This window comes from Arthrobacter sp. 'calajunan', assembly GCF_046940185.1.
Taxonomy (GTDB): Bacteria; Actinomycetota; Actinomycetes; order Actinomycetales; family Micrococcaceae; genus Glutamicibacter; species Glutamicibacter soli.
Window position 1 is genome coordinate 100,109 of sequence record NZ_JBKZDY010000007.1, and the last position, 20,874, is coordinate 120,982.

Consider the following 20,874-nt stretch of genomic DNA (forward strand, 5'->3'; position numbering starts at 1 on the left):
ATCTTTGAGCGGTGTGAATTTCTTGAATTCACGATCATGAGAAAAAGTTTTCTGCAATCTTTCAAAAATCCTTTGTCGAAAATATCCGAATATATCCAACTTTATTGCGGTATAAATTAGACAAATTCAACCGGCGACGAAGCTCACATTTGATGCCTGCATCCCTCTAGTCACGGGAAACATCGATTGTAATTCCGTGGAATAGAAGCGCTGACTGATTTGTGAAGTTTGACCTTGCTGTCGATCTCGCTAAAGATGGAAAAGCCCTAATTGGGCCCGTTTGAGCCAAGGTTCGACAAATAATTTCCGCCAAATTGCCTGGTTTGTACGTAGAGTATGGGCACAAGCACGCAAGCTTTCATCGTGTGCCGCGGGTCGATCTTGGATTCAGTGAACCGAAGCAGTCAAAGCAATCCTCAACCGAATGCACTAGCCGGATGGCGTTCCCCCGCAAGGGAGCTGGCGCCCCCGATAGTCAGGTGGCCGATATGCTCGGCCCCTGCCTGGCTGGTGGGGAAAGAACGCAATGAAGCAGAGTGACCAATCAATAGAAGAGATCGTTGGCGAGCTGCACTCAGCTCGGCAGCGTAAGCCGAAGAAGTACAAGCTCGAAGGCACCGACTACTGGGTGTTCGGCATTGCCGGAGCACTCGCACTGGCCTTCATCATCTGGGGTTTCATCACGCCCGATGGACTGGGCACAGTAGCGGACGCAGCCCTTGACTGGGTCATTACCAATACGGGCTGGCTGTTCATCATCGCCGCCTCGGTCTTCGCCGTCTTCGCCATCGTCGTGGCGGCCAAGAACTTCGGCCGCATCCCGCTGGGCAAGGACGACGAGAAACCTCAATTCAGCACGGTGTCGTGGATTTCCATGATGTTCGCAACCGGCATGGGCATCGGACTGGTGTTCTACGGTGTCGGCGAACCCCTGTTCTTCTACATGTCCCCTCCACCGGGAACCGTCGAGGGGCAGACGGATGCGGCGCTGAGCACCGCCATGGGCACCACGCTGTTCCATTGGACCCTGTTCCCGTGGGCCATGTATGCAATCGTGGGCCTGGGCATGGCCTACGGCAGTTTCCGCCTGGGGCGCCCGCAGCTGTTCTCCTCGATGTTCACCCCGATCTTCGGCGACCGGGCCATCCATGGATGGGGCGGCCGCGTCATCAACATCCTGGCCATCATCGCCACGCTGTTCGGCTCGGCCTGTTCCCTGGGGTTGGGCGCGTTGCAGATCGGCGGCGGCATCCAGGCCACCGGCATGATGGAAAAGGTCGGATCCGGAGTCCTGGTCGTGATCATCGCGATCCTTACGGCGCTGTTCGTGGCCTCGGCGGTCTCCGGCATCGAGCGCGGCATCCAATGGCTGTCGAACACCAATATGGTGCTGGCAGTGATCCTCGCCCTGATCGTGTTCATCGGCGGGCCGACCCTGTTCATCCTCAACGTCATCCCGAACGCCATCGGTTCGTTCATCGGCGACCTGCCGCAGATGGCCTCGCGCACCGCGGCCTCGGGCGATGAAGCGGTTTCCTCCTGGCTGTCCTCGTGGACCGTGTTCTACTGGGCCTGGTGGGTCTCCTGGACCCCGTTCGTGGGCCTGTTCATCGCGCGTATTTCCCGCGGCCGCACCATCCGCCAGTTCGTGACCGGCGTGCTGCTGGTGCCTTCCACGGTGACTCTGCTGTGGTTCGCGATCTTCGGCGGCGGAGCCATCGGCATCCAGGAGCGCGCGGAGCGTGCCGGGGATACCTCGGCGCAGTTGGCGCAGATCGTGGACGGCGCGCCGGACATCAACTTCGACCTGATTCTCTTCGACATGCTGGGCCAGCTTCCGGTTGCCGGATGGGTGTCGGTAGTGCTGATGGTGCTGGCAGTGCTGCTCATCGCGATCTTCTTCGTCACTGGAGCGGACTCCGCGTCCATCGTGATGGGCGCCCTGAGCGAGAAGGGCGCCGAGAACCCCACGCGGAAATCGGTCGTCTTCTGGGGTGTGGCCACCGGAGCGGTGGCTGCCGTGATGCTGCTGGCCGGCGGCGACAATCCAGCCGAAGCGCTGAACGGCCTGAAGAACATCACCATTGTGTCGGCGCTGCCGTTTGTCGTCGTGATGCTTCTGTTGTGCGTGGCCATCTGGAAGGACCTGAGCAAGGATCCGCTGGTGCTGCGCAGCACCGTGGCGCGACAGGTCCTGGAGAATTCGGTCTCGCGCGGCGTGGACCGCCATGAGGGCGGCGGATTCAGTCTGATGACCACCGAGATTCCGGTGGTCGAGGCGGCGAAGCTGGGCACCGAGGACGGGACGGTGGTGGAAGAGCGCGAAGTGCTGCTGGCCACCGAACCAGCTGACCCAACCGAGCCAACCGACACGGCCGGGCCGAAGCCCGGCGATCCGAAGAAATCCTGACACCGACTGATGGGCTGCCCCGGCAAGGCAACCGGAACTGAACAAGCTGGCCGGGCCCGTGCATGGTGCACGGGCCCGGCCAGCTTCTAATCAGTGCGGACAGCGGCTGCGGTCAGCCCCGGGCGCGGCAGATCTCGTTGATTTCCGGGATGCACGGCTCATTTTGCAGGCTTGTCGTGTCGCCCAGCGTGGTGCCCTCGAAGAGCTGGGTGAGCAGGCGCCGCATGATCTTCCCCGAGCGGGTCTTCGGGACGTCCGGAACCAGCACCACATCGCGCGGCTTGGCGATCGGGCCGATCTGAGCGGCCACGGTGCCGCGCAACTGGGCGATGAACTCGGCCTGGCGTGCGGCGGTGGCCTCATCGGGATCCAGCGCGATCAGCGACTTGTCCAGCGGGACCACGAACGCGGTGGCCGCATGCCCGGTCTTGGCATCCTGGGTCGGGCAGACCCCGGCCTCCACCACGCCGGCGTTGGTGACCAGTGCCGACTCGATCTCGATGGTGGACAGCCGGTGCCCGGAAATGTTGATCACGTCGTCCGTGCGGCCGAGGATGTAGATGTCCCCGTCCTCATCGAAGCGCGCGCCGTCCCCGGCGAGGAACCAGCCCTGCTCGACGTATTGCTGCCAGTAGCTGGTGTAGTAGCGCTGCGGGTTGCCCCACACGGTGCGGGCCATGGACGGCCCGGTCTCGGTGATGACGATGTTTCCCTGCTGGTTCGGCCCCACGGTGTTCCCCGCTGCATCCACGATGTCCACGCTCACCCCGGGCAGGGCGCGCGCGGCGCAGCCCGGCTTGAAGTGGGTGTCGGTGGGCAGCGGGGAGAGGATGGTCGCCCCGGACTCCGACTGCCACCAGGTATCCACCATGGCGATGCCTTCGGCGGTGTCGCGGCCTACCTGGGAGCGCAGCCAGCGCCAGGCCTCGGGGTTCACCGATTCGCCTACGGTGCCGCCGATCTTGATCGAGGACAGGTCATAGCTGGCAGGGATGCCGTCCGGGAACCAGCCCATCAGCGAACGGACCAGGGTCGGCGCGGTGTAGTAGCTGGTCACGCGGTAGCGTTCGATGATCTCGAAGTGGCGTCCCGGGTGCGGGGCATTCGGCACGCCCTCATAGATGACCTGGGTGACGCCGTTGGCCAGTGGACCGTAGATCTCGTAGGTGTGCGCGGTGACCCAGGCCAGGTCCGCGGTGCACCAGTGCACGTCGTCGGCGCGCTGGGTCCGGTCGGGGTTGGCGAACAGCAGGTTGTAGCTGTAGGCCGCCTGGGTGAGGTAGCCGCCGGTGGTGTGCACCAGGCCCTTGGGCTGGCCGGTGGTTCCGGAGGTGTACATGATGAACAGCGGCGTCTCGGAGTCGAAGAACTGTGGGGTGTGCTCGGTGGACTGGGTCTCGACGACCTCGTGCCACCACACGTCGCGGCCTTCGGTCCAAGCGATGTCATCGCCGGTGCGGCGGATGACCAGCACCTTCTCGATGCTGTTCTCCCCGGACACGGCCTGGTCGGCATTGTCCTTCACCGGCACCGAGGTGCCGCGGCGGAACTGCCCGTCGGTGGTGACCAGCAGCTTCGCCTTGGTGTCTTCCACGCGGAATTTCAGGGCCTCTGCGGAGAACCCGCCGAAGACCAGCGAGTGGATGGCGCCGATGCGGGCGCAGGCCAAGGTGATCACCACGGTTTCGATGAGCACCGGCAGGTAGATGACCACGCGGTCGCCCTTGGTGATGCCCAGCTCCAGCAGCGCGTTGGCGGCCTGCGAGACGCGTTCTTGCAGGTTCTTGTAGGTGACCGCGATGCGGTCGCCCGGTTCGCCCTCGAAGTACAGGGCCACCTTGTCCCCGTTGCCGGCGGCCACGTGGCGGTCCGCGCAGTTCACTGCGGCGTTCAGCGTGCCGCCCAGATACCAGGAGATCTGCGGGCCGCGCTGGGCCTGGGGATCCGCCGGAATGATCTGGCTGGTAGTGTGCCAGGGGGTTTCCCAATCCAGAAGGTTTGCCGCCTCGTCCCAGAATTCGTGGCGGGCTTTGTCCCGGTTGGTGAGATCTTGGTCGGATGAAATTTTGTCTAATACAGGAGCGGACAAGATGTCAGCCATATTTTCTCCAGGTTGGGTGGACGCGAGCTAGTGGCCCGTTGGAAGGGTGTGAATCGCGTGCGTGATGCGGTTATACGGTTTGTGCCGTTGGGGCCGGTGAATCGGTTTCGGCAAATCCATCTGGCGATTCGGTGGACTGTTCCTTGCGGGCAGTGGATTCGGTGCCGAAGAACAGTGCCATCGAGCTGCAGAAAACAACAATGAAGATGCCCATACCGACCAGGCCGTAGCCCTTGAGCCAGTCGTAGCTCAGCAGTAGGGCGACCAGTGCGGCCACGGCGCCCGCCGTAAACCGAAGCGAGATACGGCGTCGGGATGGAGCCGCATTCAGCTGCCAGCGGGTGGTTGCCAAGGTCACGAGAACCAGAGTCGTCAGGTTTGCGATCATGCCGACCCAGACCGGATGCGTCCCCAAGAAGAATGCCGTGGCGGACCAGCCGCCGACATGGTTCCAGAGTACGCCGGCGGTGAAACCGGTAATCATGGAAGCGTAGACAGCCTTTCGGGTGGCCAGCGGCCAGAAGAACACGGCAAGTACCGGGGCCAGAGTTGCGCCGTTGCGCAGGGTCCAGGCAAGGATGTTCCACCAGGCCGACTGCTCGGTGCGCAGGATGCTGAAGATGATCATCAAGGCGGTCAAAGCCACCAATGACCAGCGGGTATAGCGAATGAGCTGTGCTTCGCTCGCCTTCGGATTGACCGCGCTGCCAAAGTCCTTGCCCATCGACGTGGCGCCGGAGAACTGGCATGGTCCAGCCCAGCCCATGGCGCAGGCCCAGACCCCCAGGAAGAACAATCCAACCAGCGGCGCAGGGAGCACCTGTTCAAGGTAGTGCGGGATCGCAACCAGCGGAAGCTGCTGGTTCGGGTTGATGACGGCGGCGGAAGTGCCGATGAGGGCACCGATCAGAATGAACGGAATACCGAAAATAGCGGCCGTGTACAGGCCCTTCTGGCCGTCTGCCGGGGTGCGGCAGGACAGCGTCATCTGGAAGGCTGCCTGCGCCAGCGGGACATTGACGATGAAGGTGCCGAACCATGCTGCAATGAGCGAGACTCCGGCGTTGCCGAGATCGAACATTGCCGGGTCAGCCGCGGCGAAATCCTTGAGGCCTGCAATGCCAGGCTTGGCCAGAATTGCGTAGGCGCCCACCAGGAGCATGCCGATAAATGCGATGCAGTTCATGGTTTGGTTGAATGCCACCGAGCGCATGCCGCCGCCTGATAGATAAGCCAGCAGCAACAGGGCCGTGAAGATCACTGCCAGATGCAGGCTGATGCCGGTGAAGGCGCTCAGTGCGGAGGCGAAAGCAATGGTAGTTGCCACCGACCACATAGGGAAGGTGAAGGCGGTGATAAGTCCCGAGATGCCCTTGGCCGCGCGGCCGAACCTGTCGCCGATGATACCCGTGACCGTGACCACCAGTTTTTCGCGCAGGGGCTTGACCAGTAACAACGCGATGAGGAGGATCTGTACGGTTTCGGCGACGCCGTACCACAACGCGGAAATACCCGTGCGGTAGCTCAACTCCATGATGGCGATATAGGACGAACCCGAGAACAACCCGGTGATGCAGAACGCAACTGTCCAGGGGCTGAAGGACCGTCCGCCGACGAAGAATCCGCCGCTGGCTGCGGCATTTCTGCGCTGCACAATACGTCCGCCGAACAGGACGAGCACGGTGTAGATCAGGGCGAAACCGATAGTCCAGAATCCTGCGGCGCTCATACCCGCGCCTCCTTCTTCAGCGTTGCGTAACCCAACGCGGCGTTGCATGCTGTCTCCGCGTCATCTTCATGAACTTTCTCGGCGAAAACCCATGCGGTATCCAGTGAGACGCCGGCAGCGAGCACCAGATTGATTGCAGGGCAGCGTTTGTGGACCTGAGCTTTCAGCTCGTCAAGCAGAAGCGCATCGGCTAGTGATGTTTCGAGGTGGATTTCAAGCCGGCAAGAGTGGAAGAACGGCGAAACATCCGCAGTTCCCGCGAAGCCTCGCGTGTCCTGCGTGGCGATGGCGTAGGTCTGCAACGCGGTGAAGGGAACGCCGAGTTCTTTGGCGACTTGCTCTACCACGACGGAGACGCACCCGTTCAGTGCTCCGATGACGAACTCCATGGGTGTCGGGGCCGTATCAGTACCGCCGACTGGCACAGGTTCGTCGATGTCATAGCTGAAATTGCGTGTTTCGACGGTCGTTCGCATGGATCCCTGCCAAGTTCCTTTGGCACGAATTCGTTTGTTGAACGAAGCGTTTTCTGAGGGCGCGGAATGGCGCAGATCGGCAGAAGCCATGATCATCTCCATCGGTCCTGGCGGTAGCACCGGCCGTGAATTCCGGGAATTCAACGGTGGTTGCTGCGGCGTCGTAGAGCCAGATCTCTCGGCCGCTCGGGATGGTTACGCATCCATTACACGCATTCGAACGATTTCATTGCAAATCCTGCGTAACATGAAAAATATTCGATGTAAGCGCGTAATCTGTGGGATATTTCGTTATTTATTTCATTGAGCGTTGGTTTGATCGATCTTTGCCCCTCTTCTTTGGGTCATCTTCGGCGGTTCGCGGCAATCGGCACTCGCGAGCCCCTGCCACCCGTGCGTTTTCAGCGACGAAATATGACTTCGGGGCTTGGAGCCGCCCGATTGTTACGGCTACAAATGGTTACGACCCATCCAGAGCGGCTGAGAGATCTGGCTCCACGACGCCGCAGCAACCACCCATGACAGGGACGGTGCTACCGCCAGGATCGATGGAAAGAATCGAGGACTTTTTATGTCTTTTGGCGCACCCCAAAATGATTTTGAGGTGGACTTCAACACGCTGAGCACCCCGGGCACCGGCAATGCGCTGGAGCTCGACGAGTTCACCGAAGACCGTCCGACCCGCCAGCTGCTCAAGGTGACTCCGGGGCCGGGGGCCGACGAAGACTACGAGCGCCTTGCAGCGATTTTCCGTCCGGTGTTCGCCCAGATCGCCGCCGGCGCCAAGGAGCGCGACCGCAACCGCATCCTGCCCTTCGAGCAGGTGGGCCTGCTGAACCGCGACCGCTTCGGGGCGCTGCGCCTGCCGGTCGCCGACGGCGGCCACGGGGCCCGACTCAGCGACGTCTTGCGCCTGCTCATCGAGCTTTCCGAGGCCGATTCCCATATCGGCCAGCTCTGGCGCGCGCACATTGCCTTCGTCGAGGACGTGCTGCGCCTGCAGGACGAGCAGCTGAAGGCCAAGTGGTTCGCCCGCATCGCGGCCGGGCAGATCGTCGGCAACGCCTACACCGAAAGCGGCGGCAACGCGCTGGGCACGCTGAATACCAAGGCCAGCCAGGTCGACGGCCGCTGGGTGGTCAACGGCGAGAAGTACTACTGCACCGGCACCATTTTCGCTGACTGGACCACCGTCGCGGTGGCCCATCCGGAGCGCCCGGGACGCCAGATCGCCGTGGTCTCCACCCAGCACAGCGGGGTGAAGATCCTGGACGACTGGGACGGCTTCGGCCAGGGGCTGACCGGCACCGGAACCACCGAGTTCCACCAGGTGCCGGTGGACAGCTTCATGCCGGAGGATCCCAACGACCCCGAGGCCTCGATCTTCCAGCTGGTGCTCATGGCGGTGCAGGCAGGCATCGGCCGCGCGGCGCTGAACGACATGCGCAGCTCGGTGCAGGCGCGCACCCGCAGCTTCACCACCGGCACCGGCGTCCCGGTGCACCGCGAACCGCAGGTGCTGCAGCTGGTGGGGGAGGTCTCCGCGGAGGTCTTCGCCGCGGACTCGGTGGTCATCGGAGCGGTGCTGGAGGTCGAAGCCGCGCTGCAGGACGCGCAGCTGAACGCGGAGGAGCGATTTGCGGTCTGCGAGCTGGCCGCCAACCGGGCGCAGACCATCGTGCAGCCGCTGGTCATCAGCGCCACCAGCAAGCTCTTCGACGGGCTGGGCGCCTCGTCCACCCGCAGCAGCTGCAACATGGACCGGCATTGGCGCAACGCGCGCACCATCGCCACCCACAACCCTGCCATCTACAAGGCGCGCATCGTGGGGGACTACGAGATCAACGGGGTCCAGCCCCAGCGCCTCTCGGTCACCGGCGACCTCGCCGCACCCACCGGGCACCACGCCGGCTAGCGGCCGCCGCGCCGCGCACCCACCAGACTTCCACTTCTCAACCACGAACAAGGGGCACATCCATGAGCGAGAACCAGCCACACAACGCGAAGCGGGAAATCCTCTTCAACGCCTTCGACATGAACTGCGTCGCCCACCAGTCCCCGGGCCTGTGGCGCCACCCGAAGGACAAGGCCGCCGACTACAAGACCATCGGCTACTGGACCCACCTGGCCAAGGTGCTGGAAAAGGGCAAGTTCGACGGCCTGTTCATCGCCGACGTGCTGGGCACCTACGACGTGTACAACGGCACCAACGAGTCCCCGCTGCGCACCGGCGCCCAGGCCCCGGTCAACGACCCGTTCCTGCTGGTCTCCGCCATGGCCGCGGTGACCGAGAACCTCGGCTTCGGCGTCACCGCCGGCACCGCCTACGAGCACCCGTATCCCTTCGCCCGCCGCCTGGCCACCCTCGACCACCTGACCAACGGCCGCGTGGGCTGGAACGTGGTCACCGGCTACCTGCCTTCGGCCGCCCGCAACATGGGCCAGGAAGACCAGATGGAGCACGATGAGCGCTACGACCATGCGGACGAATACCTCGAGGTGGTCTACAAGCTGCTCGAAGGCTCCTGGGAAGACGACGCGGTGCAGGCCGACAAGGAAACCGGCGTCTACACCGACCCGGCCAAGGTGCACCCGATCAACCACGATGGCAAGTACTTCAAGGTTCCGGGCATCGCCATTACCGAGCCGAGCACCCAGCGCACCCCGGTCATCTACCAGGCAGGCACCTCGCCGCGCGGCCTGAAGTTCGCCGCGCAGAACGCGGAGGCGGTTTTCGTGACCAGCCCGACCCGCGAAATGCTCAAGGACACCGTCACCAAGATCCGCGACCATGCCGAGGCCGCGGGCCGCGGCCGCTACGACATCAAGATCTTCGCGATGCAGACCATCATCACCGCCGAGGATTCGGCAGCAGCCCAGGCCAAGTATGAGGACTACAAGTCCTATGCGGACATCGAGGGCGCCATGGTGCTGATCTCCGGCTGGATGGGCATCGATTTGTCCACCTTCAACCCGGACGAGGTCATCGGCGCCGACGTGAAGTCCAACGCCATCCAGTCTTCCGTGGCCACCTTCCAGAAGGCCAGCGGCGACGAGGGCAACCCGTGGACCGTGCGCCAGCTGGCCGAATGGGTTGGCGTGGGCGGCTTCGGCCCGATCACCGTGGGCTCCGGCGCCGAGGTCGCCGAAAAGCTCATCGACTGGGTCAACTACACCGACGTCGACGGCTTCAACCTGGCCTACGCCATCACCCCGGGCACCTTCGAGGACATCGTCGAGTACGTGGTTCCCGAGCTGCAGGCCCGCGGCGCGTACAAGACCGAGTACGCCGACGGCTCGCTGCGCAACAAGCTGTTCGGCGCAGGCGACCACGTCAAGGACACCCACCGCGCGGCGTCCTTCAAGGTCTCCAACCGCTTGGCCGCCCAGGTCTGATCCCGGAACTACCGCACGGCCTACCGGCCCCGCAGCCCAGTCAAGGGCGGCGGGGCCGGTCGGCAGTTAACCAGCGGTTGTGCTGCGCCACAGGTCAGTGGATCGGCACGCCGGCGCTGTCCACGACCCACCACACGTAGCTGACCGCCTGGCCCTTGGTGTCTCCGGGTTTGCTGTCCGAAACGTAGTAGTACATGGGCCAGCCGTTCAGCGTCAGCTGCGGCTTGCCATCGGCGCCGGTGATGGTGCCCAGCTTCCCGGTGATGCCCTTGGCATCGCTCAGCGAGGCCGGGCCCGAGGGGACCGGAGGCCACAAGTCGAGGCATCCGCCGGTGCAGGAGGAAGCCCCGGAGTTCTGCGTGTCCTCGTCGAACTGGTAGATGCTCATGCCCCGCTGGTCGGTGGCGATGCTGCCCAGCTCGGTCTGCCGCATTTCAAGGATCGCTCCGTTCTGCTTGAGATTCGGCACCGGGCTGCTGCCGGTATTCGGCACCCCGTAGTTCGAGGTTCCGGAATTGCCCTGGCCTGGATTGTCCTGGGCTGAACCGTTCGGGCCGGAGCACCCGGCCAGAACCAACGTCAAGGCTGCGGTGAGGACCGCGGCTTTCGAAAATGCCTTGCCCATGATCGTGCTCCTTGTTCGTCCTGGTTCCTCCCGCAGCGCCGAGGGCGGGAGCGTGGAAAACCGTACAAGGTGAGCACGAGACAGAGCCCGCTCCGGTTCAGCATCCCGCAAGCTTTTTTGCGCGGGCAGCCAGTGGCTTGGAACGCTGTGCCCCGTCCGCAGGCCGGACGGGGCGCAGGAGCGGCGCAGCGGGCGGCGCCCGCCGGGCTACTTGGCCGGCTTCACCACCATCGCGGAGCCGCCGCCGCGGCGCACTGGTTCGGCCGCCGCGGTGAGCTTGCCGTGGGAGTCGACCTCCACGGCCGCCACCGCGCCGATTTCAGCCTGCGGGGTGAACGAGTCCCCGGCAGGGGTCAGCTTGTGGCCGAAGGCCTCCAGCGCGGAACCGTAGGCGGTGATGAACTCCGGTTCGGCCGTGACCGCCGTGGTATTGCGCTGCGAGGCGCGCGGGGCGGCGATGGACTGGCCGATGTCCATACCCAGGTCGATGCGGTTGACCAGGGTCTGCAGCACCGTGGTGATGATGGTCGAGCCGCCCGGCGAGCCGATGGCCAGCGCCGGCTGCCCGTCGCGCAGCACGATGGTCGGGGACATCGAGGAACGCGGGCGCTTGCCCGGGTCGATGCGGTTCGGATCCTCGGGGTTGTACACCGTGGAGAAGTCCGTCAGCTCGTTGTTCAGCAGGAAGCCGCGCCCCGGAACCATCATGCCGGACCCGCCGGTCTGCTCGATGGTCAGCGTGTAGGAAACCATGTTGCCCCAGCGGTCCACCACCGACAGGTGCGTGGTGGACACGTTCTCGGTGTCCTGCTCGTCCACCGGTGCGCCGGTTTCCGCCGGGCACAACCCGTCGAAGTTCTCGACGTCCCCGGGAGCCACCGGCTTAACGGCCGCACGGGTCGGATCCAGCGCGCAGGCTCGTTCAGCGCCGAAGAGCTGGCTGGTCAAGGTCCTGGTCGGCACATCCACGAACGCCGGGTCGCCGACGAACTTGCCGCGGTCGGCATAGGCCAGCGCGGTGGCTTCCAGGTAGTGGTGCAGCGCGGCAGGGGTCTGCATGGCCGACAGGTCGAACTGCTCCAGGATGTTCAGCGATTCGCCGATGGTGGTGCCGCCGCTGGAGGACGGGGCCATGCCGAAGACCTCGAAACCGCGGTAATCGACCTTGGTAGGCGCCTGCTCCACCACAGTGTAGTCGGCCAGGTCCTTTGCGGTGATGAAGCCGGCCGGAACCGGCAAGGTCGTATCAGGGCCCTTGGGCGGCGCGGTGACGGTGTCAGCGATCTGCTGCGCAAGCTCTCCCTGGTAGAAGGCCTTCGGCCCGCTCTTGGCCAGCAATCGGTAGGTGGCCGCCAGGTCGTGGTTCTTGAAGATGCTGCCGACCTTCGGGGCATCCCCGCCGGGCAGGTAGAGCTCGCTGGTGTCGGGGAACGCCTCGAAGCGCTTCTTGTTGTCCAGCGTCTGCTCGCGGAAGGTCTTGTCCACCACGAACCCGCGCGACGCGGTCTGGATGGCCGGCTGCAGCACCTTCTTCAGGTCCTGGGTGCCCCAGTTGTCCAGCGCCCGCTGCCAGGTGGCCAGGGTTCCCGGAACGCCGACCGCGGCGCCGCTGGTGACCAGCTCGGGGGTGAAATTATAGGGTTTGCCGGTGGCCGGGTCGATGAACGCATCGTGCGGCATGGCCGCCGGGGCGGTCTCGCGCCCGTCGATGGTGCTGACCTTTCCGGTCTTGGCGTTGTAGTACATGAAATACCCGCCGCCGCCGATGCCGGCGCTATAGGGTTCGGTGACGCCCAGGGCCGCCGCGGTGGCCACCGCCGCGTCCACGGCGTTGCCGCCCTTGCGCAGGATCTCGATTCCCGCCGCGGAGGCCTGCGGATCCACGGAGGCGACGGCGCCTCCGCTGCCCTGGGCGACGGGGTCCTTCTCGGTCTGTCTGGGATCGGCGCTCGCCGGTACTGCGGATGCTGCTCCCAGTCCTAGGGCCAGCGCTGCGGCGCAGGCAAGGGCCCGGATACGTGGTCGTGACATACCTGAATCTCCTCAGAAGATGGGGATGAAGTATGCGCCAATGTACGGGACAAACATCATTCCAGCGCCGCGTGACACGCGCCACATGCTGATTTCGGCCGATTATTAAACCGGCCGCGGGCATGGAAACGCCCGGGCGCACGCACCGCGGCGTGCCCCCGGGCGTCCTGCCGGTCCGTGCTTCGGCTACTTGATCGGGGTGCCGGCGGCATCCAGCACCCACCAGACGTCTTTCACGCCCTGGCCTGCGGTGTCGCCGGCCTTCTTGTCGCCAGCGAAGTAGTACAGCGGCCACCCGTCCAGCGTCAGCTGGCTTTCGCCGTTCACCCCGGTAATGGTGCCGGTCTTGCCGGTGACCCCGTCAACCGTGACATCGGTTCCGCCCGGGACCGCTGGCCACTGGTCTTCGCAGGGTCCGGTGCAGGCCGAGGAATCGGCGCCCTGGGTGTCTTTGTCGAACTGGTACACCGTCATGCCCTTGCCATCGACCACGATCTTGCCCAGCGAGGAGTCGGCGAGCGCCAGGGACGCGGCACCCATGTCGCCGCTCGGGCTGCTTTCCGCCGGGGCGGAGGACACGGCGCTGGACTGGGCGTCGGCGGAGGGGGAAGCGGTATCGGTGGATCCCGAGTCGTTCGCGCATCCGGTCAGGGCCAATGCCAGGGCCACGACGGCTGAGGTTGCTGCGCACCAGGACTTCAGTGACGATTTCATGAGCTGTGCCTTTCTCGTGGTGTCCGCGTGAGCGGCTTGCCTGCTACACGAGGCGCAGCCCGTCCCGGTTCACTGATCCAGCAAATTCTTGTCCATCGGCGACTGCAGGACCGTCAGTCCGGCCAGGGTCTTCACCGTCACCTCGGCGATCTGGTCGACCGGCAGCGAGGTGGCGGCTTGGAGGGTGATCTTCTTGCCGGGCACTGCCTTCCACGTGGCGACCTGCATGGTGCTTCCCTTGGTGTCGGTCACCAGCAGCGCGTAGGACCACGGGCCGTTGGCGTCGCCGAATTCGTAGCCTGCGGGATAGTCGCAGTCGATGTTCAGCCGGGTGCCCCACGCCACCGACTCGAAGCCGACGTCGGCGCTCAGCGACTGCTCGGCAACCTGCTGCAGGGCAAGCACCGGTCCGGGAGCGGCCGGGCGCAGCAGGAACGGCAGGCCGATGCCCAGGATCACGGCGACGGCGGCCGCGGCCAGCAGGATCATGCGGGTGCCGCGGCGCCGGCGCGCGGAGGCCGCGCGCCGGGCGGTCTTCTCGAACAGGTCCGCCGGGGGCTGCGGCACCAGGGCCGTCACCTCTTCCGGGTCGTGCGCGCGCGAGAGCAAGCCCGGCAGCGCGCTGAGCTCGGATACGGCGCCCTGGCAGCGTTCGCAGTTCTCCAGGTGCTCTTCGAACAGCCGGCGGTCGGCCGGCTCCAGCGCGCCCAGCACATAGGCGGCATCCCATTGGGCGAACTTCTCATGCTCGCTCATCGTATTACTCCCCGTTCCTGGAGGGCCAGCTTCAAGGCCCTCATCCCATAGTGCAGCCGGGACTTCACGGTTCCGTCCGCGATGCCCAATTCCGTTGCGATCTGCTGCGTGCTGCAGGCGCCGTAGTAGGCCAGCACCACCACCTGCCGGTGCGGTTCGCTGAGCGCAGCGAGCGCGTCATGAATGAGGATCTCGTCGAAAATCTGGTCGGCGTGATCCGCGGCGGGCTGATCAGGCAGCCGTTCGATGCTGCGTTCATGCCGTGAGCGTGCGCTGCGGGACTGGTCGATCACCAGGTTGCGGGCCACCGTGAACATCCACCCGCGGACCTCTTCCACCGGTTCGTCGAGAATCCGCGGGGAATTCCAGGCTTTGAGCAGGGTCTCCTGGACGATGTCCTCCGCCTGGTACGAGTCTCTGGTCAGCGAGAAGACATAACGCCACAGCGGCTGCGCGTATCTTTCATGCAGCAGCCGCAGGGTGGCGTCATCGCTGGTTGTCACGCGCCCCTTTCGCGGCCGGGATTTTCCGAGTTGATTCTCGCTCATGCCTGATACACGAGCGAATCGGGCATTTCGTTCAATCCAGGCCAAGGATATCCGCAATCAGCCGGCGTGCGCTCGCCGGGGCCGAAGGCGCCGTGCCTATCTGTTCAGGGCCTGCTTGATGGCCCTGCCCAGCGGGGTGGGTGCGCGGCCGATCAGCCGGGCGAGGTCCGAGCCGTGCACCTCAAGGGCGCCGTCGCGGATACGCACGTCGGTGTCCACCAGGATCTCGGCGTAAACCTTGGGAATTCCGGACTGTTCGTAGATGCCGGCCAGGGTCTGCGGGTCCAGATCCCGGTAGGTGACCTCTTGCCCGGTGGCGGCGCCGAGCGCTCCGGCCAGCTGGCCGAGCGTGAAGGACTTGTCTCCGCCGAGCTCGTAGATGGTTCCCCCGGCAACCTGCTCATCCAGCAGGACGGCCGCTGCAGCCTCGGCGAAGTCCGCGCGGGTGGCGGCGCTGATTTTTCCCTCGCCCGCCGCGCCGAGGATCACCCCGCTGTTGAGGTAGCCCATGAGCTGGTCCGTGTAGTTCTCGGTGTACCAGCCGTTGCGCAGCAGGACATAGGGGATCCCGGATCCTGCCAGCAGGTCCTCGGTGGCCACGTGTTCGGCGGCCAGCTTCAGCTGGCCGGTGCGCGCGTTGGCGATGGATGTGTAGGCGATCAGCGACACGTTAACACGACGGGCGGTATTGATGATGTTCTCGTGCTGCGGGATCCGGTGTCCCACGTCGCTGCCGGAAATCAGCAGCAGCCTGTCGACGCCTTCGAGGGCCGCGACGAGCGTGTGCGCCGCGTTGTAGTCGGCGACGCGGGTCTCCACGCCCTTGGCTGCCAAGGCGGCGAGTTTCTGCGGGGACCTGCCGAGCGCGACCAGGCTGCCCGCTGGGGCGTCCCGGGATAACAGCGCATCGATAACGAGGGTGCCGAGTTTTCCGGTAGCTCCGGCGACTGCGATCTTCATGAGTTTCCTCCGTTGACGGTTACCGTTGCCAACGACGTGCCGGCCGAAGGCATTCCCGCGGCCGGTGGCAGGTCAGTGCAGAACTTCCGAAAACCTAGGATGCGGCGCTCAGCTCGCTGGCGCTTGCCTTCAGCAGGTCCTCGAAGATCGACTTGTTCCACTGGAACCCGCGCTTCGCCTCGTCCAGCACCGCTTCGGCATGCGAGGTGTTCGCCCCGAAAACATCGAGTTTGTCGCGGTAGGAATCCTTGTAGATTTTTGGCTTGTCGATGGCCTCGAACTTCCACATGTTCAATGCTTCATCGGGAATGGAATAGTGGCGGGATACGAGCTTTCCGATGGCTAGGCCGCCGGACAGGTCTCCCAGATAGCGCAGGTAGTGGTGGGCGACGAGGCGCGCCGGTTCCGCCGCCGAGGCGCGGATTGCCGCAACGTAGGCCTCGGTGGCCGGCAACGCCGCGGGGATCTCCTTCAACCCGTGGGCCGGCAGCAGGACATCCAGGTCTTTTGCAATCTGCCCACTGCGTTCAAGTGCCGCGTCGAAGATTTGGCGAAGTTCCGGATCCGCGGCAAGCACCCGGACTTCCTCTTCCAACGCACCGTAGATGTAGTGGTACTGGGCAATAAGCAGCATGTAGTCGCGTGCCGAGCGTTCCCCGCCCATCAGCGTGGTGATGAAGTCGCTGGATTCTGCGGCGTGGTGATCTTCCTGGGTGACGCTGCGAAGCCGGGCGGAAAACTGTGTTGCGTCGGTGGCGGTCATGTTGCCCGTCTTTCTTAGCGCGATTGGAATGGCGAAATTGCTTATTATGGCTAACCTAATTTCCGGTTCCAATCGAGGGTTGTTCCATTCCGCAGCAGACGGTGATTTCCGTGTTCACCGGACGGCGGACGCATCGGCTTGGGAAGCGGCAGGCCGTGGTCGCTGATATCGCGATTTTGCCCCACTAGCTCCTTCACCCATGGAGCCGCAACAGATCTTGCGTCCTGGTGCCGAGTCAAGAATTTGTCAGAGCTGTCGACAAGAATCGTCACAAGACGCTTTGTGACGTGCAAAATGACTCGTTTCAAGAGCGTTGATAACCGTTGCTGGGTTTCATGACGTTTTACTTACGTCACGCTTGGTCACATTCAACTCCGTGTTCGACACTGAAATTGTTCAAGAAATTGGACACCACACCATCCAGAGCGACTGAGAGACCTGGCTCGTTGACGTCGCAGCAACCACCCGACAGCGGAAGCGGTGCTAAGGCCCGGACCGATGGAGATCTTTTACTTCTCGATGCTGACGATCGTGTTAATCAATCGCAAAGCAGGGAAGAATGCTCCGCCTTAAGACGAAGTAAGGAGCGAACATGATCCACTTGCAAGACGTGACGACAACCTTTGGCGAAGGGGAAAACAAATTTACCGCCGTCAAGAACGTAAATCTTGACATTGCACAGGGCAGTATCCATGGCATTATCGGGTTCTCTGGGGCCGGTAAATCCACATTGCTGCGAAATATCAACCTCTTGCAAAGACCGACATCAGGGAAGGTGCTGGTCGAAGGTATCGACCTGATGTCACTCAATGAAGAGGAACTGCGCGCACAGCGGCATCAGATCGGAATGATTTTCCAGCATTTCAATCTGCTGAACAACCGAACAGCCGTTCAGAATGTTGAACTTAATCTGAAGTTCCAGGGCGTCCCAAAAAGGGAACGGCGCCAGCGAGCGTTGGAAGCACTCAGTGTTGTGGACCTGTCCGACAAAGCATCGGCCTATCCCGGCCAGCTATCTGGAGGCCAAAAACAACGGATTTCGATTGCAAGGGCGCTGGTTACGGAACCGAAAATTCTGCTTTGCGACGAGCCCACTAGCGCGGTTGATCCCCGAACGACCGCTTCGGTGCTGCAATACCTCAGCGACATCAATGCCAATCTCGGGATCACGACAATTATCGTCACGCACGAAATGAACGTCATTAAGGCAATTGCAGACAAAGTGTCGGTCATGGAAGACGGTTCAGTAGTTGAAGAATTTGAGCTGAGAAGTCTGAAGGAACCAGGTTTTGAACCACAAACTTCAATTGGCCGCTATTTGATTAGCGATGAAATTAGCCTGCAGCGCAGGAACAAAACCAATGAGCTTGCAACATCGGTCTTCGCCTAGATCGAAAGGGAGAAGAAACTGATGAACAACCTAAATGTACTGCTGACCACTCAAGGGGTATCAAGCTTCACCATCGAGCGAGTAGCTGAACTGGCACCCGAAATTTGGACTGCTATTGCGCAAACGCTAGCGATGCTCCTTGTCTCGATCCCTCTTGCAGTTCTGATAGGAACTCCATTAGGCATCTGGCTATATTCCATGTCACCCAATGGATTGCGTCCGCGGCCGCGACTGCATCGAGTAGTCGACGGGATCGTGAACACTCTGAGGTCGTTCCCGTTCCTGATCTTGCTTATCGCGATCATTCCATTCACCAGATTCGTTGTAGGAACAACCGTTGGCACGGCAGCGGTGATCGTCCCACTTACCATCAACGCTATCCCTTATTTTGCTCGGTTCGTCGAACAGAACATCACTCAACTCGGTTCAGGCGTTGTCGAAGCAGCACAGGCAATGGGTGCAACACGAGGACAAATCATCAGAGATGTCCTCCTAGTCGAAGCTAAACCGGCTCTCCTGTCTTCCATGACGATCATGACCGTCAGCTTTATCTCTTACTCAGCAATGGCCGGACTTGTAGGCGGCGGTGGCATCGGGGACTTTGCAATTCGCTACGGCTATTACAGATATGAAACCGGAGTCATGCTCATTGCGATCATTCTCATGATCCTCATGGTTCATGCAGTTCAACTTTTGGGAACCACGTTCTCGCGACGCGCAGACAAGCGCTAACCAACAAACCTCAGTCTTCGAATAGAGATCAAATCATGCAGAAAACAACTCGTCGTTCATTCCTGGCATTGGCAGCTAGTGCAGTGGCAGTCATGGGACTAACCTCCTGCGGGCTATCCGGTGGAAACGCCGCATCCTCCGACGATAAGACGATCAAGATGATCGTTACGGAATCAGCTCCCTCGCAGGAACCAACCAAGATCGCTCAGAAGATTTTGGAACAGCAGGGTTGGAAGTTGGAAGCCACATACGTTACCGACATCGTTCAGCCTAACCATGTGGTTTCCAACGGAGAATACGACGCGAACTTCTTCCAGCACGGAGCCTATCTTGAGCAGTTCAAAAAGGATCAGAATGTGGATGTTGAACCTGCGTTCTACACATACAGTTCGCCGGCTGGTGTGTATTCGTCGAAATACAAGTCGGCATCTGAACTGCCGGACGGGGCAAAGATTGCGTTGCCTGTAGACCCCGCAAACAATGGCAGGGCCTTGGCCCTCTTGGACAAAGCAGGGCTTTTGAAGGTTACCGAGGGAAAGAGCGTCATCCATTTGTCGCAGAAAGACATTCTGGAGAATCCGAAGAATTTCAGTTTCGTCGAGGTGGATCAGCAGTCTCTGTCGAAAACCCTGCCAGACGTTGATGCCGGATTCTTGTTTGCCCGCCTTGGAGCCGAAATTGGCCTGACTCCTGAAGATGCGCTGCTCTTTGAAAAAGAAGAAGAAGCCCTTCCGTATATCAACCTCGTTGCGGCCAAGCCGGGATTCATGGACACGGAAAAAGGCAAAGCACTTGAAGCTGCCTACCACTCTGATGAAGTCCGCGACTGGTACAAGAACTACCTTGATGGCGCATTGACCACCCCTTGGGATCGCGATTGGAAGGCCGACTTCGCGACGTGGAATAAGTAATTTTCGATCGAGGCTCGTTCCCCATCCGTCTCAGCTCGAGAGCGAACGAGCCCTCTTTTTAGCAGGATTTATGAGCGTCAACAAGTCGCCACTAGTTTTTGGAGAGAAATGAGCCTGCAAGCAACTGATTTAGTTGGCAGCGAAGCCGCCTACCAGCAGCTCTCGGCCCGCTTCAGCGAGGTATTCGCGCGCATCGCCGAAGGCACTCGCGAACGCGAACAGCAGCGCATCCTGCCCTTCGAGCAGGTCCAGTGGCTGAAGGACGCCGGATTCACCACGCTGCGCGTTCCGGCCAGCCACGGCGGGGATCCGGTCAGCCATGAGCATCTTTTCCGCCTGCTCATCGAACTGTCGGCCGCCGACTCCAATGTGTCGCACCTGCTGCGCAGCCATTTCTCGTTCGTTGAAACCATCGCGCTGCAGCCGCAGGAATTCCAGGACCGCTGGTTCCCGCGTGTGCTCGCCGGGGAGATCTTCGGCAATGCCGCCACCGAGCGCGGCGGCAACGCGCTGGGCAGCACCAACACCAAGCTCGTCAAGTCCGATGCCGGGTGGGTGCTGCGCGGCGAGAAGTACTACACCACCGGCTCGATCTTCGCTGACTGGGTAGTTGTCATGGCGACCACGGACGGCGTCGAGGGGCGCCAGTACGCGGTGGTCGACCGCCGCGCCCAGGGCGTTGAGATCCTCGACGACTGGGACGGCTTCGGCCAGCCGCTGACCGGCACCGGCACCGCGATCTTCACCAACGTCGCGGTGGACGAGCAGAACATCATCCAGCGCAAGGTGGCCTCCACCCTGGAGCCCGCGTTCTTCCAGCTGTGCCTGCTCTCGGTGCTGGTCGGCATCGGCAAGGCCGCCCGCAACGAAGCCGCCCGGATCGTCGCCACCCGCACCCGCACCTTCAACACCGGCTCCGGCGCGCTGTTCAAGGACGACCCGCAGATCCAGGAGCTTGTGGGACGCCTGGCCTCCAACGTCTTCGCCGCGGAATCGATTGTGGTGTCGGCGGCCCGAGACCTGGACGCCGCGCTGGACCCGAGCCTCGGACTGGATGCGGAGGCCGCCTTCCTGCGCGCCGAGCTCGCGGTGCAGCAGGCGCACGTGGCGGCCCCGAAGCTGGTCCTGGACGCCACCAGCGAGCTCTTCGACGTCACCGGCGCCTCGGCGGTCTCCACCTCCAAGTCGCTTGACCGCTTCTGGCGCAATGCCCGCACCGTCGCCACCCACAACCCGGTCGCCTTCAAGGCCCGCTCGGTGGGCGACTACTTCATCAACGGAACCATCCCGACGGGACTGCACTCGATCGGCGAAGCCAAGGGAGCCAAGTAG

17 protein-coding genes and 3 riboswitches are annotated in these 20,874 nt (G+C 62.6%); of the genes, 7 read left to right on the forward strand and 10 right to left on the reverse strand.

What is annotated here, in order from left to right; all coding sequences use genetic code 11:
* Positions 1-526 precede the first annotated feature (526 nt).
* Positions 527-2,410, forward strand: coding sequence for a BCCT family transporter (locus RF641_RS12365; RefSeq protein ID WP_047118117.1), 1,884 nt, complete (start codon positions 527-529; stop codon positions 2,408-2,410).
* Positions 2,411-2,522: 112 nt separating this feature from the next.
* Here RF641_RS12365 and acs read toward each other — a convergent pair whose 3' ends face one another.
* The 3 genes from acs to RF641_RS12380 form a co-directional block, all read right to left on the reverse strand.
* Positions 2,523-4,511 (reverse strand): acetate--CoA ligase, encoded by a 1,989-nt coding sequence (gene acs / locus RF641_RS12370; RefSeq protein WP_424573298.1) that lies wholly within the window; start codon positions 4,509-4,511, stop codon positions 2,523-2,525.
* 70 nt (positions 4,512-4,581) lie between these two features.
* A complete protein-coding gene (locus RF641_RS12375; RefSeq protein WP_424573299.1) occupies positions 4,582-6,240 on the reverse strand; it encodes a sodium:solute symporter family protein in 1,659 nt (552 codons plus the stop codon).
* Entirely contained in the window at positions 6,237-6,806 is a 570-nt protein-coding gene (locus tag RF641_RS12380; RefSeq protein WP_424573300.1) for an OsmC family protein, read from the reverse strand. The genes RF641_RS12375 and RF641_RS12380 overlap by 4 nt, the downstream gene beginning before the upstream one ends.
* 5 nt (positions 6,807-6,811) lie before the next feature.
* A riboswitch (SAM riboswitch) is annotated at positions 6,812-6,914 on the reverse strand.
* Between the two features lie 266 nt (positions 6,915-7,180).
* Positions 7,181-7,271, forward strand: a riboswitch (SAM riboswitch).
* Between the two features lie 49 nt (positions 7,272-7,320).
* On the opposite strand from RF641_RS12380, the gene RF641_RS12385 reads away from it, so the two are divergent.
* Together RF641_RS12385 and RF641_RS12390 are read left to right on the forward strand one after the other, a co-directional pair.
* Complete coding sequence (locus tag RF641_RS12385) at positions 7,321-8,631, forward strand: acyl-CoA dehydrogenase family protein (protein ID WP_424573301.1); 1,311 nt, start codon at positions 7,321-7,323, stop codon at positions 8,629-8,631.
* Positions 8,632-8,693: 62 nt separating this feature from the next.
* Positions 8,694-10,112 (forward strand): LLM class flavin-dependent oxidoreductase, encoded by a 1,419-nt coding sequence (locus tag RF641_RS12390; RefSeq protein ID WP_047118113.1) that lies wholly within the window; start codon positions 8,694-8,696, stop codon positions 10,110-10,112.
* 94 nt (positions 10,113-10,206) lie between these two features.
* Here the strand turns inward: RF641_RS12390 and RF641_RS12395 are convergent, their stop codons facing one another.
* The 7 genes from RF641_RS12395 to RF641_RS12425 form a co-directional block, all read right to left on the reverse strand.
* On the reverse strand, positions 10,207-10,737 hold the full coding sequence (locus RF641_RS12395; RefSeq protein WP_424573302.1) for a hypothetical protein: 531 nt from the start codon (positions 10,735-10,737) through the stop codon (positions 10,207-10,209).
* Positions 10,738-10,944: 207 nt separating this feature from the next.
* Positions 10,945-12,768: a gamma-glutamyltransferase gene (ggt, locus tag RF641_RS12400; RefSeq protein ID WP_424573303.1), complete on the reverse strand. Its 1,824-nt coding sequence runs from the start codon at positions 12,766-12,768 to the stop codon at positions 10,945-10,947.
* A gap of 186 nt (positions 12,769-12,954) precedes the next feature.
* Positions 12,955-13,482: a COG4315 family predicted lipoprotein gene (locus tag RF641_RS12405; protein ID WP_113607585.1), complete on the reverse strand. Its 528-nt coding sequence runs from the start codon at positions 13,480-13,482 to the stop codon at positions 12,955-12,957.
* Between the two features lie 69 nt (positions 13,483-13,551).
* The gene (locus RF641_RS12410) at positions 13,552-14,238 is read right to left on the reverse strand and encodes an anti-sigma factor family protein (RefSeq protein ID WP_424573304.1); all 687 of its coding nucleotides are present in this window, start codon (positions 14,236-14,238) and stop codon (positions 13,552-13,554) included.
* Positions 14,235-14,741, reverse strand: coding sequence for a sigma-70 family RNA polymerase sigma factor (locus RF641_RS12415; RefSeq protein ID WP_424573305.1), 507 nt, complete (start codon positions 14,739-14,741; stop codon positions 14,235-14,237). The genes RF641_RS12410 and RF641_RS12415 overlap by 4 nt, the downstream gene beginning before the upstream one ends.
* A gap of 141 nt (positions 14,742-14,882) precedes the next feature.
* Entirely contained in the window at positions 14,883-15,746 is an 864-nt protein-coding gene (locus RF641_RS12420) for an SDR family oxidoreductase (protein WP_424573306.1), read from the reverse strand.
* A gap of 94 nt (positions 15,747-15,840) precedes the next feature.
* Complete coding sequence (locus RF641_RS12425; protein ID WP_424573307.1) at positions 15,841-16,509, reverse strand: heme oxygenase (biliverdin-producing); 669 nt, start codon at positions 16,507-16,509, stop codon at positions 15,841-15,843.
* Positions 16,510-16,922: 413 nt separating this feature from the next.
* Positions 16,923-17,014: riboswitch (SAM riboswitch) on the forward strand.
* 87 nt (positions 17,015-17,101) lie between these two features.
* Between RF641_RS12425 and RF641_RS12430 the strand changes: the two genes are divergently transcribed.
* The 4 genes from RF641_RS12430 (at position 17,102) to RF641_RS12445 (ending at position 20,874) form a co-directional block, all read left to right on the forward strand.
* Entirely contained in the window at positions 17,102-17,899 is a 798-nt protein-coding gene (locus RF641_RS12430) for a methionine ABC transporter ATP-binding protein (RefSeq protein ID WP_053797236.1), read from the forward strand.
* Between the two features lie 21 nt (positions 17,900-17,920).
* Complete coding sequence (locus RF641_RS12435; RefSeq protein WP_082344606.1) at positions 17,921-18,631, forward strand: methionine ABC transporter permease; 711 nt, start codon at positions 17,921-17,923, stop codon at positions 18,629-18,631.
* A gap of 35 nt (positions 18,632-18,666) precedes the next feature.
* Positions 18,667-19,542 (forward strand): MetQ/NlpA family ABC transporter substrate-binding protein, encoded by an 876-nt coding sequence (locus RF641_RS12440; RefSeq protein ID WP_053797237.1) that lies wholly within the window; start codon positions 18,667-18,669, stop codon positions 19,540-19,542.
* 108 nt (positions 19,543-19,650) lie between these two features.
* The gene (locus RF641_RS12445; RefSeq protein WP_424573308.1) at positions 19,651-20,874 is read left to right on the forward strand and encodes an acyl-CoA dehydrogenase family protein; all 1,224 of its coding nucleotides are present in this window, start codon (positions 19,651-19,653) and stop codon (positions 20,872-20,874) included.

What these genes read in the sequence shown, in the direction of transcription:
- ggt (WP_424573303.1), bottom strand. Translation starts at nt 12,768, where the DNA reads ATGTCACGACCACGTATCCGGGCCCTTGCCTGCGCCGCAGCGCTGGCC.
- RF641_RS12425 (WP_424573307.1), bottom strand. Translation starts at nt 16,509, where the DNA reads ATGACCGCCACCGACGCAACACAGTTTTCCGCCCGGCTTCGCAGCGTC.
- RF641_RS12410 (WP_424573304.1), bottom strand. Translation starts at nt 14,238, where the DNA reads ATGAGCGAGCATGAGAAGTTCGCCCAATGGGATGCCGCCTATGTGCTG.
- RF641_RS12380 (WP_424573300.1), bottom strand. Translation starts at nt 6,806, where the DNA reads ATGGCTTCTGCCGATCTGCGCCATTCCGCGCCCTCAGAAAACGCTTCG.
- RF641_RS12375 (WP_424573299.1), bottom strand. Translation starts at nt 6,240, where the DNA reads ATGAGCGCCGCAGGATTCTGGACTATCGGTTTCGCCCTGATCTACACC.
- acs (WP_424573298.1), bottom strand. Translation starts at nt 4,511, where the DNA reads ATGGCTGACATCTTGTCCGCTCCTGTATTAGACAAAATTTCATCCGAC.
- RF641_RS12365 (WP_047118117.1), top strand. Translation starts at nt 527, where the DNA reads ATGAAGCAGAGTGACCAATCAATAGAAGAGATCGTTGGCGAGCTGCAC.
- RF641_RS12405 (WP_113607585.1), bottom strand. Translation starts at nt 13,482, where the DNA reads ATGAAATCGTCACTGAAGTCCTGGTGCGCAGCAACCTCAGCCGTCGTG.
- RF641_RS12390 (WP_047118113.1), top strand. Translation starts at nt 8,694, where the DNA reads ATGAGCGAGAACCAGCCACACAACGCGAAGCGGGAAATCCTCTTCAAC.
- RF641_RS12420 (WP_424573306.1), bottom strand. Translation starts at nt 15,746, where the DNA reads ATGAAGATCGCAGTCGCCGGAGCTACCGGAAAACTCGGCACCCTCGTT.
- RF641_RS12445 (WP_424573308.1), top strand. Translation starts at nt 19,651, where the DNA reads ATGAGCCTGCAAGCAACTGATTTAGTTGGCAGCGAAGCCGCCTACCAG.
- RF641_RS12395 (WP_424573302.1), bottom strand. Translation starts at nt 10,737, where the DNA reads ATGGGCAAGGCATTTTCGAAAGCCGCGGTCCTCACCGCAGCCTTGACG.
- RF641_RS12435 (WP_082344606.1), top strand. Translation starts at nt 17,921, where the DNA reads ATGAACAACCTAAATGTACTGCTGACCACTCAAGGGGTATCAAGCTTC.
- RF641_RS12430 (WP_053797236.1), top strand. Translation starts at nt 17,102, where the DNA reads ATGATCCACTTGCAAGACGTGACGACAACCTTTGGCGAAGGGGAAAAC.
- RF641_RS12440 (WP_053797237.1), top strand. Translation starts at nt 18,667, where the DNA reads ATGCAGAAAACAACTCGTCGTTCATTCCTGGCATTGGCAGCTAGTGCA.